Origin of the sequence: Asticcacaulis machinosus, from assembly GCF_028550435.1 — a bacterium.
GTDB lineage: Bacteria > Pseudomonadota > Alphaproteobacteria > Caulobacterales > Caulobacteraceae > Asticcacaulis > Asticcacaulis machinosus.
Genome location: NZ_JAQQKV010000002.1, coordinates 649,813 through 663,801, shown reverse-complemented (window position 1 = coordinate 663,801; position 13,989 = coordinate 649,813). Strand labels below are relative to the sequence as shown.

Annotated in this window: 14 protein-coding genes and 1 tRNA gene; 3 read left to right on the top strand and 12 right to left on the bottom strand. The window is 55.9% G+C overall.

All coding sequences use genetic code 11. The annotated features are described in order from the left end of the window. Positions 1-29 precede the first annotated feature (29 nt). The 9 genes from PQU98_RS11460 to PQU98_RS11420 form a co-directional block, all read right to left on the bottom strand. Positions 30-1,583, bottom strand: a complete 1,554-nt coding sequence (locus PQU98_RS11460) for a response regulator (RefSeq protein ID WP_272745078.1) — start codon at positions 1,581-1,583, stop codon at positions 30-32. A 53-nt stretch (positions 1,584-1,636) separates the two neighbouring features. Further along, positions 1,637-3,217: a YifB family Mg chelatase-like AAA ATPase gene (locus PQU98_RS11455; protein ID WP_272745077.1), complete on the bottom strand. Its 1,581-nt coding sequence runs from the start codon at positions 3,215-3,217 to the stop codon at positions 1,637-1,639. Positions 3,218-3,387: 170 nt separating this feature from the next. Further along, positions 3,388-4,344 (bottom strand): glutathione synthase, encoded by a 957-nt coding sequence (gshB, locus tag PQU98_RS11450; RefSeq protein ID WP_272745076.1) that lies wholly within the window; start codon positions 4,342-4,344, stop codon positions 3,388-3,390. Between the two features lie 93 nt (positions 4,345-4,437). Further along, on the bottom strand, positions 4,438-4,827 hold the full coding sequence (mscL, locus tag PQU98_RS11445; RefSeq protein WP_272745075.1) for a large-conductance mechanosensitive channel protein MscL: 390 nt from the start codon (positions 4,825-4,827) through the stop codon (positions 4,438-4,440). Positions 4,828-4,902: 75 nt separating this feature from the next. Next, the gene (locus tag PQU98_RS11440) at positions 4,903-5,199 is read right to left on the bottom strand and encodes an integration host factor subunit beta (RefSeq protein ID WP_272745074.1); all 297 of its coding nucleotides are present in this window, start codon (positions 5,197-5,199) and stop codon (positions 4,903-4,905) included. Between the two features lie 299 nt (positions 5,200-5,498). Further along, positions 5,499-7,190 (bottom strand): 30S ribosomal protein S1, encoded by a 1,692-nt coding sequence (gene rpsA, locus PQU98_RS11435; RefSeq protein WP_272745073.1) that lies wholly within the window; start codon positions 7,188-7,190, stop codon positions 5,499-5,501. Between the two features lie 231 nt (positions 7,191-7,421). Next, positions 7,422-8,060: a (d)CMP kinase gene (gene cmk, locus PQU98_RS11430; protein WP_272745072.1), complete on the bottom strand. Its 639-nt coding sequence runs from the start codon at positions 8,058-8,060 to the stop codon at positions 7,422-7,424. Between the two features lie 91 nt (positions 8,061-8,151). Further along, on the bottom strand, positions 8,152-8,967 hold the full coding sequence (locus PQU98_RS11425; RefSeq protein ID WP_272745071.1) for a hypothetical protein: 816 nt from the start codon (positions 8,965-8,967) through the stop codon (positions 8,152-8,154). A gap of 33 nt (positions 8,968-9,000) precedes the next feature. Further along, positions 9,001-10,266 (bottom strand): 3-phosphoshikimate 1-carboxyvinyltransferase, encoded by a 1,266-nt coding sequence (locus PQU98_RS11420; RefSeq protein WP_272745070.1) that lies wholly within the window; start codon positions 10,264-10,266, stop codon positions 9,001-9,003. Between the two features lie 277 nt (positions 10,267-10,543). On the opposite strand from PQU98_RS11420, the gene PQU98_RS11415 reads away from it, so the two are divergent. Beyond that, positions 10,544-11,032, top strand: coding sequence for a TIGR02300 family protein (locus PQU98_RS11415; RefSeq protein WP_272745069.1), 489 nt, complete (start codon positions 10,544-10,546; stop codon positions 11,030-11,032). A 177-nt stretch (positions 11,033-11,209) separates the two neighbouring features. Next, a tRNA-Ala gene (locus PQU98_RS11410) sits at positions 11,210-11,285 on the top strand. A gap of 41 nt (positions 11,286-11,326) precedes the next feature. On the opposite strand, the gene arsC is transcribed toward PQU98_RS11410, so the two are convergent. Genes arsC through PQU98_RS11395 form a run of 3 tightly spaced genes read right to left on the bottom strand, consistent with a single transcriptional unit; the run spans position 11,327 to position 12,763 of the window. Next, positions 11,327-11,749, bottom strand: a complete 423-nt coding sequence (arsC, locus tag PQU98_RS11405; protein WP_272745068.1) for an arsenate reductase (glutaredoxin) — start codon at positions 11,747-11,749, stop codon at positions 11,327-11,329. Then, on the bottom strand, positions 11,746-12,426 hold the full coding sequence (locus PQU98_RS11400) for an aquaporin (protein ID WP_272745067.1): 681 nt from the start codon (positions 12,424-12,426) through the stop codon (positions 11,746-11,748). Before PQU98_RS11400 ends, arsC begins: the two co-directional genes overlap by 4 nt. 4 nt (positions 12,427-12,430) lie before the next feature. After that, the gene (locus tag PQU98_RS11395; protein WP_272745066.1) at positions 12,431-12,763 is read right to left on the bottom strand and encodes an ArsR/SmtB family transcription factor; all 333 of its coding nucleotides are present in this window, start codon (positions 12,761-12,763) and stop codon (positions 12,431-12,433) included. 182 nt (positions 12,764-12,945) lie between these two features. On the opposite strand from PQU98_RS11395, the gene PQU98_RS11390 reads away from it, so the two are divergent. Continuing rightward, positions 12,946-13,989 carry a potassium channel family protein gene (locus PQU98_RS11390; RefSeq protein ID WP_272745065.1) on the top strand — a complete coding sequence of 348 codons (1,044 nt, stop codon included), beginning with the start codon at positions 12,946-12,948 and terminating at the stop codon, positions 13,987-13,989.

Genomic DNA, 13,989 nt, shown 5'->3' with positions numbered 1-13,989 from the left:
GTAACGCGAAACCGGACGGGGATAAAGCCTTAAGTTTGGGCGGTTCTGGGTGTCCACGTCACCAGCATCTGACGCAGGGCATTTATCTCGATCGGCTTGGTCAGAAAGTCGTTCATGCCGGCCTGAAGGCAGGCGCGCCGGTCTTCATCATAGGCATTGGCGGTGAGCGCCACGACCGGGGTGGTAATGTTCATGGCCCGGATCTGGCGGGTGGCGCCTAGTCCATCGATGCCGGGCAGGCCCAGATCCATAAAGACAATATCGAAATTTCGCTCAGGCAGGATGGCAATGGCGTCTTCACCGGAGCACACCCGCTCGACCAGACAACCCTCCCGTTGCAGCAGGATTTTGGCCAGTAACGCGTTGACGGGGTTGTCCTCGACCAGAAGCACATGCGGTTCACCGCTAATCTTTACTTCATCTGTGCCGGTGATGCGTTCATCGTCATCATTGGCTGGGCGTGTGGTAGCGCGATTGGGGTTTTGGCTGTGTAGCGCTTCGACCTGTTCTTTGAGCGATTTCCGGCGCAACGGTTTAATGAGATATCCTGCCCAGCCCCGTTCTCGCCACTGTGGGATCTCAGCGCGCTGTTCAGGCGTGAGCAGGATCAGGCAGCGCGGGCCGGGCGCGGTTATGGGCCTTTCGGCCATATGGCTGCGGTCGGCAAGGATAATGTTTGGCCCTTGCGTCGTGTCACTCAAGTGAACCTCGGTGCCATAGGCACTCAGATGTGCCTTGGCGCCCTGAAGCAGAGTGTTATTGGCCGAAACCAATGTGACCTGAGCCGGCATGTCACATACCGACGCTTTGCGTAGGCAGTAGGGCGCGCGAAATTCAACGGCAAAGGTGGAGCCTATGCCCATTTCGCTGTCGAGGGTCAGCGCCCCCCCCATAGCCGCGACCAGTTTCTTGACAATCATCAGCCCAAGTCCGGCACCGCCATATCGCGCCGCGTCGCGTTTGGGATCAACCTGGCCATATTCTTCAAAAATGCGGCTGCGAGCCTCAAGCGGAATACCGGGACCGGTGTCGGTGACGCTGAACCGGATAAGACTTTCGGGGGTCAGGCCGATATGAATAAGTACGCCGCCAGTGGTGGTGAATTTCAGCGCATTGCCGGCCAGATTAAACAGGATCTGACGCAGGCGGCCTTCGTCAGCCTGTATGGTTTCAAGCCGTGGGTCAAGGCTCCAGACGATTTCAATGCCACCACTATAGGCGCGGGGCGACAGCAGTTCGGCCACCCCTTGCAGCAGGGATTCCAGGTCAACCCGCGTGGTTTCAAGTTCAATATGGCCGGCATCAATGCGGGCATAGTCCAGCAAGTCATTGACCATCGACAGCAAGTGTTCACCGGAATCGCGGGCGGTGCGGATGTAGGATTCCTGTTCAGCGCTCAGGTCGGTGCGCGACAGCAGCGACATCATGCCCATGACCCCGTTAAGCGGGGTACGGATTTCGTGGCTTAACAGCTTAAGGAAGTCTTCGCGGCCTTTGAGCCGTTCTTCGGCGGCAAGGGTTTCGGCCAGCTTGGCCTCAAACTCATCCGCACTGAAATTTTGCGCACCTTGGTGAGCGGTCATAGACTCTCCCGTACAGATAATTCTAACCCGGCCCTGATCTTAGACGTAAAAAGTTAATGTCCCGCCAAAAAATCCGCCGTTTTTGGCAGTGCTGTGGCTTGCCGGCCCTCGGTTTGCACGGTGCGGCGATAAATGAGGGCTTCGGCCATATGGCGCCGTAGGATCGGTGTGGTGATACCAGATATAGTGCTTTCCAGATCCGCAATGGTTCGCGCCAGTCGCACACACCGCGTCCAGCCGCGGGCGGACAGGCCTGATTGCTGTGCGGCTTGGGTGAGTAGATCGCGGGCGGTGTTATCCAGCGGGCTAATGGCATCAAGACCCGCGCCGTAAGCCGTGGCATTAAGTGTGTTGTCGGATGACAGCCCAAGCTGCTCCGCGCGTCTGATTTGAGTTTCGCGCGCGACCACCACGCGGGCGGCGACCTCTTTTGAGCCTTCTGCCGGTGGAGGCAGGGCCATGTCGGCGGCCGTGACCGGCGGTACGTCAATCTGGAGGTCTATACGATCCATAAGCGGACCGGACACCCGGCCCTGATAATCGCGCAGGCATTTTGGGGCCTTGCCACACGCGCCCTTCCCAACGCCACCGTAACCGCATCGGCACGGATTCATGGCGGCGACCAGTTGCACCCGTGCTGGATAACGAATGTGGTTGTTGGCGCGAGCCACGATAATCTCAGATGTCTCAAGGGGTTGACGCAGGGAATCCAGCGCCTGCGGTGAAAATTCCGGCAGTTCATCTAAAAACAGCACGCCGTTATGGGCTAAGGACACTTCGCCGGGTTTGGCGCGCATTCCCCCGCCGGTAAGGGCCGCCATAGACGCCGAGTGATGGGGGGCGCGAAACGGCCGGTCGCGGGTCAGTTCGCCTTTGTTCAACAGGCCCGCCATTGACCAGATTTGCGAGGTTTCCAGCAATTCGCGTGAGGTCAGGGGCGGCAATATGCCGGGCAGGCGTTGGGCCAACATAGATTTGCCTGAGCCGGGTGGGCCGACAAACAACAGATTATGGCCGCCCGCCGCGGCGATTTCGAGCGCGCGCTTGGCTAGTTCCTGACCCTTGACCTCATTGAGATCCATCGGTTTTGAAGGCTGCACCACATCGCCCGGTTCAGGACGCGATAACAGGCTGTGGCCTTTGAAATGATTGATCAGGGCAATCAGAGACCGTGGCGCCAGAATGGGTACATCCCCTGCCCATGCGGCTTCGCGACCATTGTCTTCGGGGCAGATCAGCCCCATGCCAAAGCTTGAGGCGGCCATAGCGGCGGGCAGGGCGCCGGTGATCGCACCGATGGAACCATCGAGTTTAAGTTCGCCGACACAGACATAGTTATCGAGCGCGTCTTGCGGGATAATGCCCATGACGGACATCAGGGCCAGGGCAATCGGCAGGTCAAAGTGTGAGCCTTCCTTGGGTAGGTCGGCGGGGGCCAGATTGACAACGATACGCTTACCCGGCCAGCCGAGGCCTAGGCCTGCAAAAGCGCCGCGCACCCGCTCCCGGCTTTCGGCCACGGCCTTGTCGCCCAGGCCGACGATCGAAAACGCGACCTGACCCGACGTGAGTTGGATTTCAGCCTCGACGCGACGGGCCTCGGCGCCCTCGAACGCAATGGTCGTGACACGCATGCAGAAATGCCTTTTACGGAATAATTATGCGGAGAATGTGGAATCAAATGCAGAACTTATCCACAGCACAACATATTCTCAAAGACAAATCAAGAACAAAAAATGAACAAACGCGCAATAAAGCCCATGCGCCGTTTAAGGCGTGTCCGTGAGGGCTTACGGATAGCGATTTAGGGTCTGCTGAGGAGGCGTTTATGCTCTATGCGATCCCACAAAATATCACCGGCATCAACCCCCTCAAACGCCTTAAGTTGCACCGCACCGGTGGGTGAGGTGACGTTGATTTCGGTTAGGTAATCGCCGATGACATCAAGACCCACAAACATAAGACCTTTTTCTTTGAGTACCGGCCCTACCGCAGCGCAGATGTCCAGATCACGTTTTGTTAATTGAACGGGCTCGGCCACGCCACCGACGCGTAGGTTGGAGCGTACGGCATCTTTTGGGGGGACTCGGTTGATCGCACCCACAACTTCACCATCGACGAGGATGATGCGCTTATCGCCAAGGCTTACGGCGGGGATGAATTTTTGTAAGACCAGTGGCTCACGACTGATCGAGGCGTGCAACTCAATCAGGGCGTCGAGATTGCGGTCACCAGCGGCAAGCTTAATGATTCCGGAGCCGGCGGCGCCATGCAGGGGTTTCAGGATCACATCGCCGTGCTTTTCGTGAAAGGCGTTGAGGGCGACCGGGTCGGCGCTGATCAGGGTCGGGGGCTGAAGGCCATCAAAGGCCGTAGCAAACAGCTTTTCCGGGCAATCGCGCACGGCGGTCGGATTATTGACCACCAGGGTTTGCGGATGGATGCGATCCAGCAGGTAGGTGGCGGTGATGTAGGCGATATCAAATGGCGGGTCCTGGCGCATCAGCACGACATCAATGTCGGTGTGCAGGTTCAGGGTTTCATAATCACCGGCTGTGACATGATCACCCTTAACCGGACGAAGGGTCACTTTGCGGGCACGGGCATAGACCTTACCGTTTTCGAGCGAGAGGTGGGCGGGATCATAAACCCACAGGCTGTGTCCTCGGTTCTGTGCGGCCATCATCAGCAGAAAGGTGGTGTCGGACGCGATATTGATATTTTCAATCGGATCCATCTGGATGGCGACGCGCAAACTCATGGCAAACCTCTTAGTTTAAGCTTTTTATATAGGCCAATCAAAAGCCCGCGCAATGACGGCGCGGGCTTTTAAATTTGCAAAGATGGCCGGTACTTACTTCTTTTTCAGTTCGGCTAGAATATCGGCCAGTAACTCCGCCTCAGTCGGGCCAGCCGGCGCTGCGGGTGGGGGCGGCATCAGGCGATTGATCGCCTTCACCACCATAAAGATGGCGGCACCAATAATGACAAACTGGATCAGGGTGTTGATAAACAGGCCGTAGGAAATGGCGACTTCGGCCACATCACCAACGGCCGGTTTCAGAACCCACTTAAGTTGGGAAAAATCTACACCGCCGGTCAGAAGTCCGATCGGTGGCATGATGATATTGTCGACCAGAGCCGTCACGATCTTGCCGAATGCGCCGCCAATGACCACACCGACTGCAAGGTCGATGACATTGCCGCGCATAAGAAAGGTTTTGAATTCGGAGATAATGCTCACAACCGGCATCCTTATGGTTAATAATTCTTCGGACGTTTCAGCTTCGGCAGTTCGCCAGATGTTGGCAGCTACAAATTATTCGTTGTCGTCGCCGCTGAGGTTCAGGCGCTCACGCAGTTCTTTGCCACTCTTGAAAAAGGGCACGTGCTTGGCGGGAACATTGACGGATTCGCCGGTGCGGGGGTTACGACCAACGCGCGCAGGGCGTGAGCGCACTGACAGGGCGCCAAAGCCACGCAGTTCGACGCGGCCACCACCTTCGAGGGTCGAGATCATCGAGTCCAGGATCAGATTCACGACCCGCTCGACATCTTTTTGAGTCATATGCGGATACTCAGACGCCAAACGCTCAATGAGTTCGGACTTCAGCATTTACTCCCCCAAGAGATAAAGCAGATAATGGGTTAAACCAGACAATGTAACCTTGAAGTCATGAGCATGATTTAAAATTAAAGGCAGTTCAAGGGGTTATTTAGTGTTAACGCTTATGTTACCGCTAACAAATGCAACTGGTTTAAGGTTTAAGCGATTATACCTTGGTAAAAAATATAGAAACCATAAAAAAGCTCCCGCATCCGGTATCGGGTTCGAAAACCCTATAGGATGCGGGAGCTTAATTGGATAACGCCATCAGGGCACCTAAAGTCGCCCCGATGGCCCTATATTAAGGATTACTCCTTGGTGGCGCCGCGCAGAGCTGCACCCAGGATGTCACCGAGCGAAGCGCCCGAGTCCTGAGAACCGTACTGCTCGATAGCCTGCTTTTCGTCAGCCATTTCAAGCGCCTTGATCGAAACGGAGACCTTACGGGCTGCCTTATCGATGTTGGTGACCTGAGCATCGATACGATCGCCGACAGCAAAGCGTTCAACGCGTTGCTCGTTACGGTCGCGCGACAGATCCGACTTACGCACGAAGGCGGTCATCGGGGCATTGTCATCACCGAACTTGACTTCGATACCACCGGTCGTGACTTCGGTGACGGTAACCGTCACGGTCTGGCCCTTACGGTAGGTGTCGCCGGTCATCGGATCTTCAGCCAGTTGCTTGATGCCCAGGCTGATGCGTTCCTTGTCGACATCGACGTCCAGAACCTTGGTCTTGACGACATCGCCCTTCTTGTACTTGGCGATGGCTTCTTCGCCGGCCACGTTCCAGTCGAGATCCGACAAGTGAACCATGCCGTCGATGTCGTTTTCAAAGCCGACAAACAGACCAAATTCGGTCGCGTTCTTGACTTCACCTTCGATGGTCGAACCGATCGGGTGGGCCGAGACAAAGGCTTCCCACGGGTTTTCCTGAGCCTGCTTCAGGCCCAGAGATACGCGGCGTTTGGAGGCGTCAACTTCGAGAACGACCACGTCAACTTCCTGCGAAGTCGATACGATCTTGCCCGGATGGACGTTCTTCTTGGTCCACGACATTTCCGAAACGTGCACCAGACCTTCAACGCCCGACTCCAGCTCAACGAAGGCGCCGTAATCGGTGATGTTGGTGATGCGACCGGAGAACTTGCCGTTGACAGGGTACTTAACGTCAACATTTTCCCACGGATCGGATTGCAGTTGCTTCATGCCGAGGCTGATGCGCTGGGTGTCCGGGTTGATCTTGATGATCTGAACGCGAACCTGATCGCCAACGGCCAGAACCTGCGACGGATGCGAAACGCGCTTCCACGACATGTCGGTGACGTGCAGCAGGCCGTCAATGCCGCCGAGGTCAACGAACGCACCGTAATCGGTGATGTTCTTGACGACGCCGTCACGGATTTCGCCTTCGGCCAACTGACCGACCAGCTCAGTGCGCTGTTCAGCGCGGGCTTCTTCGAGGATGGCACGACGCGATACAACGATGTTGCCGCGCGGACGGTCCATTTTCAGAATAGCGAAAGGCTGTTCCTTGCCCATAAGCGGAGCCACGTCGCGCACAGGGCGGATATCGACTTGGCTGCCTGGCAGGAAGCCCGAAGCGCCGTCCATATCAACCGTAAAGCCGCCTTTGACACGACCCACGATCGTACCCATAACAGGCTCACCCTTGTTGAAGATAACTTCAAGGCGGGTCCAGGCTTCTTCGCGGCGGGCCTTCTCGCGGCTGATGACCGCTTCGCCCATGGCGTTTTCAACGCGTTCCAGATAAACTTCGACATTGTCGCCGGCCTTCAACGCAGCCGCGGCTTCGGTGCCGAATTCCTTCAGCGGAATACGGCCTTCGGTCTTCAGACCGACATCGACGATAACGAAGTCTTTTTCGACGCCGACGACGAGACCGTGGACGACCTGGCCTTCGAGCATCTCACGGCCGTGAAGGCTCTCATCAAGAAGGGCGGCGAAATCGTCGCGCGAGGGATTGTAATCGCTCATATAAACTTGCTTTTGGTTGGCGCATGTCTCAGGGGCGTTTACGGCAATGCGTCGGGACATAAGGATATCCGGCACAGGGCCTGACCCAAAGGGGGCGGCTTTCGTGTGTAAATTTTAAGGAGATTCAGAGTCCGGGTTTAAGGACGCCAAATGAGAAACCGCAGGTCATACGACCCTGTAAGCGACCAAGAGTGATCCTTATAAGTGCTACGCCGGATAAATTTGGTGACGTCAGACGTCCCCACGGCGGGCCTTCACGATGGATCGCGCAGCTTCGATGGCGGCTTCTATATCTAAATTAGTCGTATCAAGCAAGACCGCATCGCGGGCCATCTCCAGCGGCGCACTGGATCGTGATGAATCGCGCTCATCGCGGATGCGGATATCACTTAAGACATCCTCAAATGTCAGGGCCGAATTGACCTTGACCAGTTGCAGGAAGCGGCGTCTGGCGCGGGTCTCAGGGTCTGCGGTCACAAACAGCTTAACCTGCGCATCCGGGGCGATGACCGTGCCGATATCGCGGCCATCAAGTACCGCGCCGGACGCCTGATGGGCAAAGTCGATCTGGAACTGCTTTAGGGCAGCGCGCACTTCGGGGATGGCGGCGACACGGCTGGCCCACTCACCGGCTTCGCGGCCACGCAAGGCATCGTCTTCCAGCAGGGTCGGATGGATGAATCTGGCGGCCTCACCCAGAGCCTGGGCGTCTTCAAGGTCGATATCGCGTTCGCGCGCCACATGGCCGACCGCCCGGTACAGCAGGCCGGTATCGAGAAACGGCAGGCCATAGTCGGCGGCAATAACTGAGGCCAGTGTGCCTTTGCCGGACGCGGCCGGACCATCAAATGCGATCAGGAGGGGGGGCATGTACTGAAATCCAACGCGAAATGTAAAGTAAGCAATTCGGATCAAATAAATATTGAAACGAGAGTATGGTTGTTGCCAATAAATTCTCTGATTATTCCGTGCTTTTTAAGCATTCGTGAGTGGCATCATTCGTCCACCCATTACTTATTTTGGCTTTAAACGGCACTATGTCGATAACAGCAGGCTGCACATTAATATCTGCATCCAACATGCGTCTGATATAGTTTTGAGCAGCTATCCTTGATGAGGTTTCGTGTGACGGGTCACTGTAGCCCTCTATTTTTTGACTGCAGATAGCGACCGAGCGATCATATAATTTTAGAGATTCTGGTAGAACGCCTCCTTCAGAGGCTGAAAAAACGCGCTGACGATTTAATGCCCCATCAATTGCTCCAATGTAAATAAAACCGCCGTCTGGGACTACAAAATGAGCGGCACCATTATCAAATCTGACCTGCCATGCCATTTGCACGTTTAAACCATACACGAGTGCGTCGCCCGCAGGAACTTCGCCAATATACCATTGTCTACCTGATATATCATCCCGGTACAAAGGCAGACTACTGATTAAACCTGCTCCCCGCCCATATGCAGCACCCCAAACTTTATCTACGACTTCATACGATTTTGTAGGTACGTCGAGATACGCAATTAATAATCCATAATCTGGTTGATTAATTTTCTTCCATTCCTTCAGTGCTTTTTCCTGAAGTTTTTTAGGGTTTGAACTATACGGCTCATTAGCCAAACCTTTTTTGATCTCTTCAATAGTCATTTTTTCGGGCTGAATAAGCTCTATCACGACAACACCGGTACCGGATTTAGGGGGCTTTATTTTGAATTGAGCATAAGAAGTTTGTGGTACTAATAGAATGACAAGTAAAAAAACGTACGAAAATAATTTCATCTTAAAGCCCCAATTATAAGCAGTTCTCGAAATTTAGTTATCAAACACCATTTCTACACCGACGCTATTCAGGTCGCGCCAGTAGCCGGGATAGGTCTTGGCGGTGCAGGCGGGGTCGAGGATGCGTAAGCCATCAATCACGAGGGCCGCCTGGGCAAAGGCCATAGCGATGCGGTGGTCATGATAGGTGTGAATGTCAGCCTCAACCGTCTTGCCGATCAGACTTCGGTCGGGCGTAATCAGCAGATCATCACCGATTTCCTCAGCCAGACCGGGCTTGATACGGTTCAGTTCGGTAGCGACCGCATTGATGCGGTCACATTCCTTGACGCGCAGGTTGGCGATGCCGACAAAACGCACCGGATGATTATTAAAGGCCGCCAGCACAGCGATGGTCGGAATGGCGTCCTGCATCTGGCTGCCGTCGATGACCGCGGGCAGGTTCGGGAACTGCGCAATAAAGTCATAGGCCTTAGCGTCCGGCTGCATCATATCTTTGGGGGCGATGCCGATATCAATCTGAGTGCCGAGCAGGGCATTGATGCCCCAGATATAGGTCGCGGCACTGGCGTCCGGTTCGACCCAGTAGTTGCGGGCCGCATAGGGGCGGTTGGCGATGTCCCAGCTTAACGGACCTGTCTGCTCAATCTCGGCACCGAACGCCTTCATGCACTCAAGCGTAATGTCGATATAGCCGCGCGCGCCGATATCGCCGTCCTTGACCTTAAGGCTGAACGGCGCATCACCTTTGACCCCCGCCATCATCAGGGCCGAGACATACTGGCTCGACAAACTGGCATCGACCTCAATAGTGCGATTGGCAAAGCCGCCATTGCTGGTGACGGTCACCGGCGGGCAACCGGTAGGTGCCGTGGCGGTCACACCGGCCTCATTCAGCGCCTGAACCAGCGGCGCGATCGGGCGTTTCTGCATATGTTCATCGCCGGTGAGGACGGTCGTGCCGGTGATATTGGCTGCGGCGGCTGTCAGAAAGCGCACGGCCGTGCCGGCATTGCCCAGAAACAACGGCTCAGATGAGGGCGTAAGCGTGCCTGAGCTGTCGATCACGAAATCGGTCTCGCCCGCATCCTCAACGGTCACGCCAAGCTGGCGCAAGGCGCGCGCCATATAGGTCGTGTCATCGCTTTTGAGCGCGCCGCTGATGTGACTTTTGCCGCTTGCCAGAGCCGCGATCAACAGAACCCGGTTGGTGATCGACTTCGATCCCGGCAGGGCGATCTGGCCGCTCAGGGTTTGCTGCGGACATTTCAGCTTTACGGCAATAGCAGGATTGGGCATTTGAAAGGAGGTCATGGCGTGCTTAGTAGCAAATAATGGCCAATGCACAATATTGATTTATCATCCTGATGGCCACGTCGTGGGGCCCGTAAATCACGGCTTGCGTTTCTGATGAGACGTTGCGCTTACCAAAAACACGATAAATTTTAGGGGCGGGGCATATTTAAGCCTTTGACAGATGGCCTCTCTAGTGGCATGGGCCAAGACTCAAAATTTCTGTGTGCCCGGATGACCATCCTAAATGGTTTTACGCGCATATTCTAAAGAAGGACGTCTCGTGGCTGATCCCGCCTTAGGTACCAAACAGATTTGCCCGAATTGCACGGCAAAATTCTACGATCTGCAAAAACGCCCGGCGCATTGCCCAAAGTGTGCCTTTGAATTCGATCCTGAAGAAGCGATCAAGGTTCGCCGGGTGCGCACACGTGCGACCCCGACCGACTATGAGGATACGGACGAAGAGGCCGAGGATCAGGTCAAGGGCAAGACCGGCGATGAGGACGATGATGAGGAAGAGCCCGAAATCATCACCCCGGAAATCGACGAAGTCGTTGCCGATGATCCGGTGCTGATCGACGAAGACGAAGACCTGGATCCCGCCGATCCGGCACGCATCACCCCTGATGCGGTTGATATGGACATCGAAGATGCCGATCTGGTCGATGATGGTGATGACGATGATGTGCCGTTCCTCGAAGATGAGGATGACGACACCTTCGATGAAGATATCGACGGCATCGGTCCGGAAAAAGACGACGACATCTAAACGGGCTTGTCCTGTGTATGGGCCGCATCCTGCAAAGGGTGCGGCCTTTTCTTTGGGCTCAGCTATTTGGCTGTGAAAAATTTGGAAAAGTTTGAAAAAGGGCTTGCGCTCCAAAAATGCCTGCACTAGAAGTCGCCGCCTCGGACGCGACATATGGTCTGAGACCATTTTGATAATGGGGCTTTAGCTCAGTTGGTAGAGCGCTTGCATGGCATGCAAGAGGTCAGCGGTTCGACCCCGCTAAGCTCCACCAAAACAACCCCGCCATAGTGCGGGGTTTTTTTGTGGCTCACGTCAGGCGACGCGGTTGCCCTGCGCATCGATCAGAAGGCCTCCGTCTTCCTTATAGAACGGGCCGGTTGGGAATCTATCCATCAGATCAAGGACAGCCTCACTGGGGCGGCACAGTTTTGCGCCCTTATCTGTGACCACAATCGGGCGGTTAACCAGTATGGGATGTTCCAGCATCGCCTCCAGAAGGGCTTCGTCGCTGATAGAGGGATCAAGCAGCCCCAGGTCTTTTGCCGGGGATTTGCTTTCGCGTAGTGCCAGGCGCGGCGTCAGGCCCGCCTCGGTGAGCAGGCCCATAAGCTGATCGCGCTGCCAGCCAACTTTTAGATACTCAATAACCGTGGGGGTGTAACCGGCAGCCTCAAGGATCGCCAGCACATTGCGCGACGTGCCGCAGTCGGGGTTGTGGTAAATCGTAATTGTCATGAGGCTGTTCGCTCCGTTTCGGGTTTGAGAAGCCACGCGCAGACCCGATAGGCCATAAGCGCGCCTGCGATCTGTGCCGCGATAAAGGCCGGGGCGTCCACGGGGCGAATGCCGGCAAAGCTGTCGGACAGGCTGCGCGCCAGGGTAACGGCAGGGTTGGCGAATGAGGTCGATGCGGTGAACCAGTAGGCGGCGGTGATATAGAGGCCAACGGCCACCGCAATGAAATCGGCTCTGGCTCTGAGCGTGGCCATAATGACGAAGACAAGGCCAAAGGTCGCAACCCCTTCCGACAGCCATTGTGATGGCCCGGTGCGGATGCGCTGCGAAATCTGAAGCAAGGGCTCATCAAACATGGCGTGGGCCAGCCACACACCCGCCACGGCGCCGACCCCTTGGGCGGTGATATAGGCTATCGAGCGGCGTAAAGAAATGCCACGCCTAAGGGCAAAGATGAGGGTCACGGCCGGATTGAAATGCGCACCCGAAATCGGGCCTAGCATGGTGATCAGCACGACCAGCATCGCGCCCGTTGCGATCGTGTTACCCAGCAGGGCAAGGGCAATGTTTCCACCTGACAAACGTTCGGCCATGATGCCTGAGCCGACCACAGTGGCCAGCAGTAGTGCCGTCCCGATGCCTTCGGCCAACAGTCTGCGTCCCAAGGCGTAGGTCATACCGTCAGCACCCGCACATGACCTGATCAATAAACGGCTGGCACAGATCCTTTTGACCGCCGCAGCAATCCTGCATCAGAAAACCCAAAAGTCCCTTGATGCCGTCAAAGTCGGCAAAGTAACGAATGCTGCGGCCTTCGCGGACGGATCTGACCAGTCCCGCATGGGCCAGCACAGACAGATTCGCCGACATCGTATTTTGTTTAACCCCCAGCGCGTCACCGATTTCGCCCGCCGCCATGCCATCGCTTCCGGACGTGATCAGCAGGCGCACGACGTCAAGCCGGGTTTCCTGACTGAGGGCGCCAAAAGCGGTAAGAGATTGCAATTTATCCATATATCATGATTATTAGATATAAAATCTATTGTCAATGACTGTTGCAATTCCGCAGGCGCTGGGCGGCTGTGGTATCATGCCCAAAACCGACTATAGATATTTTATCAAGTAGCCATGTAGTCAGGTACTGTTGAAAGGGACGTGGAGAATGATCGGGCAATATTCGCAAAAGGTGGGCGCCCATGCACTTTGCGCCTAAACCGTCATCGCCGGTGGTGCTGAAACGTAAGGGCGGCTTGAATGTCTGGCAGTCGCTATGGCTGCGGGCGGTGCTGGTTATTGGTCTTTTGGGGATCGCTATGGCCGGTCACTGGTTCGACCGCGGCGGCTTGCGTGATAATACTGACGGTAACGTCTCCTTCCTTGATGTTGTCTACTTCACCGCCATTACGGTGACCACGGTGGGCTACGGCGATATTGTGCCGGTGACCGATCGCGCGCGCATGTTTGATACCTTCATTGTGACCCCTATCCGGCTTTTCATATGGATTATTTTCTTCGGCACGGCCTATACTCTGGTGCTGAAAAGTACATGGGAGCAATTGCGAACGCGCATGATCCGTCAGGGGTTGAATCATCACATCATCGTCTATGGTTATGGCGCGACCGGCGAAGCGGCGGTCACCGAACTGCTGCGGCAGGGGGTGAAGCCGCAGGAGATTGTGGTCGTCGATCAAAGTCCTGCACGTATTGAAGCGGCGATGGAGCGCGGTGTCACCGGCATCGAAGGCGACGCGACCATGAATGCCACACAAGACGCGGCCTGCATCAAAACGGCGCGCGCGGTTATTATCTCCACCCACCGCGACGATTCCACGGTTCTGATCGTGCTGAGTGCGCGCCAGATGAACCCGCACGTTTCGATCAGTGCGGCGGTGCGGGCGGCGGAAAACGAAGACCTGATGCGTCAGGCAGGTGCCGGCAATGTCATCAATCCGGTCAGCATGGGCGGGCATCTGCTGGCGCGCGCGTCCGAAGGCCGCCATGTCGTCGAATACATCACCGATCTGGCCTCTGCCGATGGTAAGGTCGTGCTACGTGAGCGCGAAATCACCGCCAAAGAAGTGGGCAAATCTCTGGAGGCGCTGACTACGGGCAAGGGTGTGCGTATCTGCCGGCACGGAAAGATCTATGGCTACTGGGAGGTTGAGACCCATGCGCTGCAGGCCGGTGACGTGATCGTGGAGATTGCCCGGACGAATGCGCCCGCACCTGTTGACGTCTAA

Excerpts from the sequence above, each read along its gene's own strand:
- PQU98_RS11460 (WP_272745078.1), bottom strand. The coding sequence starts at position 1,583 with ATGACCGCTCACCAAGGTGCGCAAAATTTCAGTGCGGATGAGTTTGAG.
- PQU98_RS11455 (WP_272745077.1), bottom strand. The coding sequence starts at position 3,217 with ATGCGTGTCACGACCATTGCGTTCGAGGGCGCCGAGGCCCGTCGCGTC.
- gshB (WP_272745076.1), bottom strand. The coding sequence starts at position 4,344 with ATGAGTTTGCGCGTCGCCATCCAGATGGATCCGATTGAAAATATCAAT.
- PQU98_RS11440 (WP_272745074.1), bottom strand. The coding sequence starts at position 5,199 with ATGCTGAAGTCCGAACTCATTGAGCGTTTGGCGTCTGAGTATCCGCAT.
- rpsA (WP_272745073.1), bottom strand. The coding sequence starts at position 7,190 with ATGAGCGATTACAATCCCTCGCGCGACGATTTCGCCGCCCTTCTTGAT.
- cmk (WP_272745072.1), bottom strand. The coding sequence starts at position 8,060 with ATGCCCCCCCTCCTGATCGCATTTGATGGTCCGGCCGCGTCCGGCAAA.
- PQU98_RS11425 (WP_272745071.1), bottom strand. The coding sequence starts at position 8,967 with ATGAAATTATTTTCGTACGTTTTTTTACTTGTCATTCTATTAGTACCA.
- PQU98_RS11420 (WP_272745070.1), bottom strand. The coding sequence starts at position 10,266 with ATGCCCAATCCTGCTATTGCCGTAAAGCTGAAATGTCCGCAGCAAACC.
- arsC (WP_272745068.1), bottom strand. The coding sequence starts at position 11,749 with ATGACAATTACGATTTACCACAACCCCGACTGCGGCACGTCGCGCAAT.
- PQU98_RS11400 (WP_272745067.1), bottom strand. The coding sequence starts at position 12,426 with ATGACCTACGCCTTGGGACGCAGACTGTTGGCCGAAGGCATCGGGACG.
- PQU98_RS11395 (WP_272745066.1), bottom strand. The coding sequence starts at position 12,763 with ATGGATAAATTGCAATCTCTTACCGCTTTTGGCGCCCTCAGTCAGGAA.
- PQU98_RS11390 (WP_272745065.1), top strand. The coding sequence starts at position 12,946 with ATGCACTTTGCGCCTAAACCGTCATCGCCGGTGGTGCTGAAACGTAAG.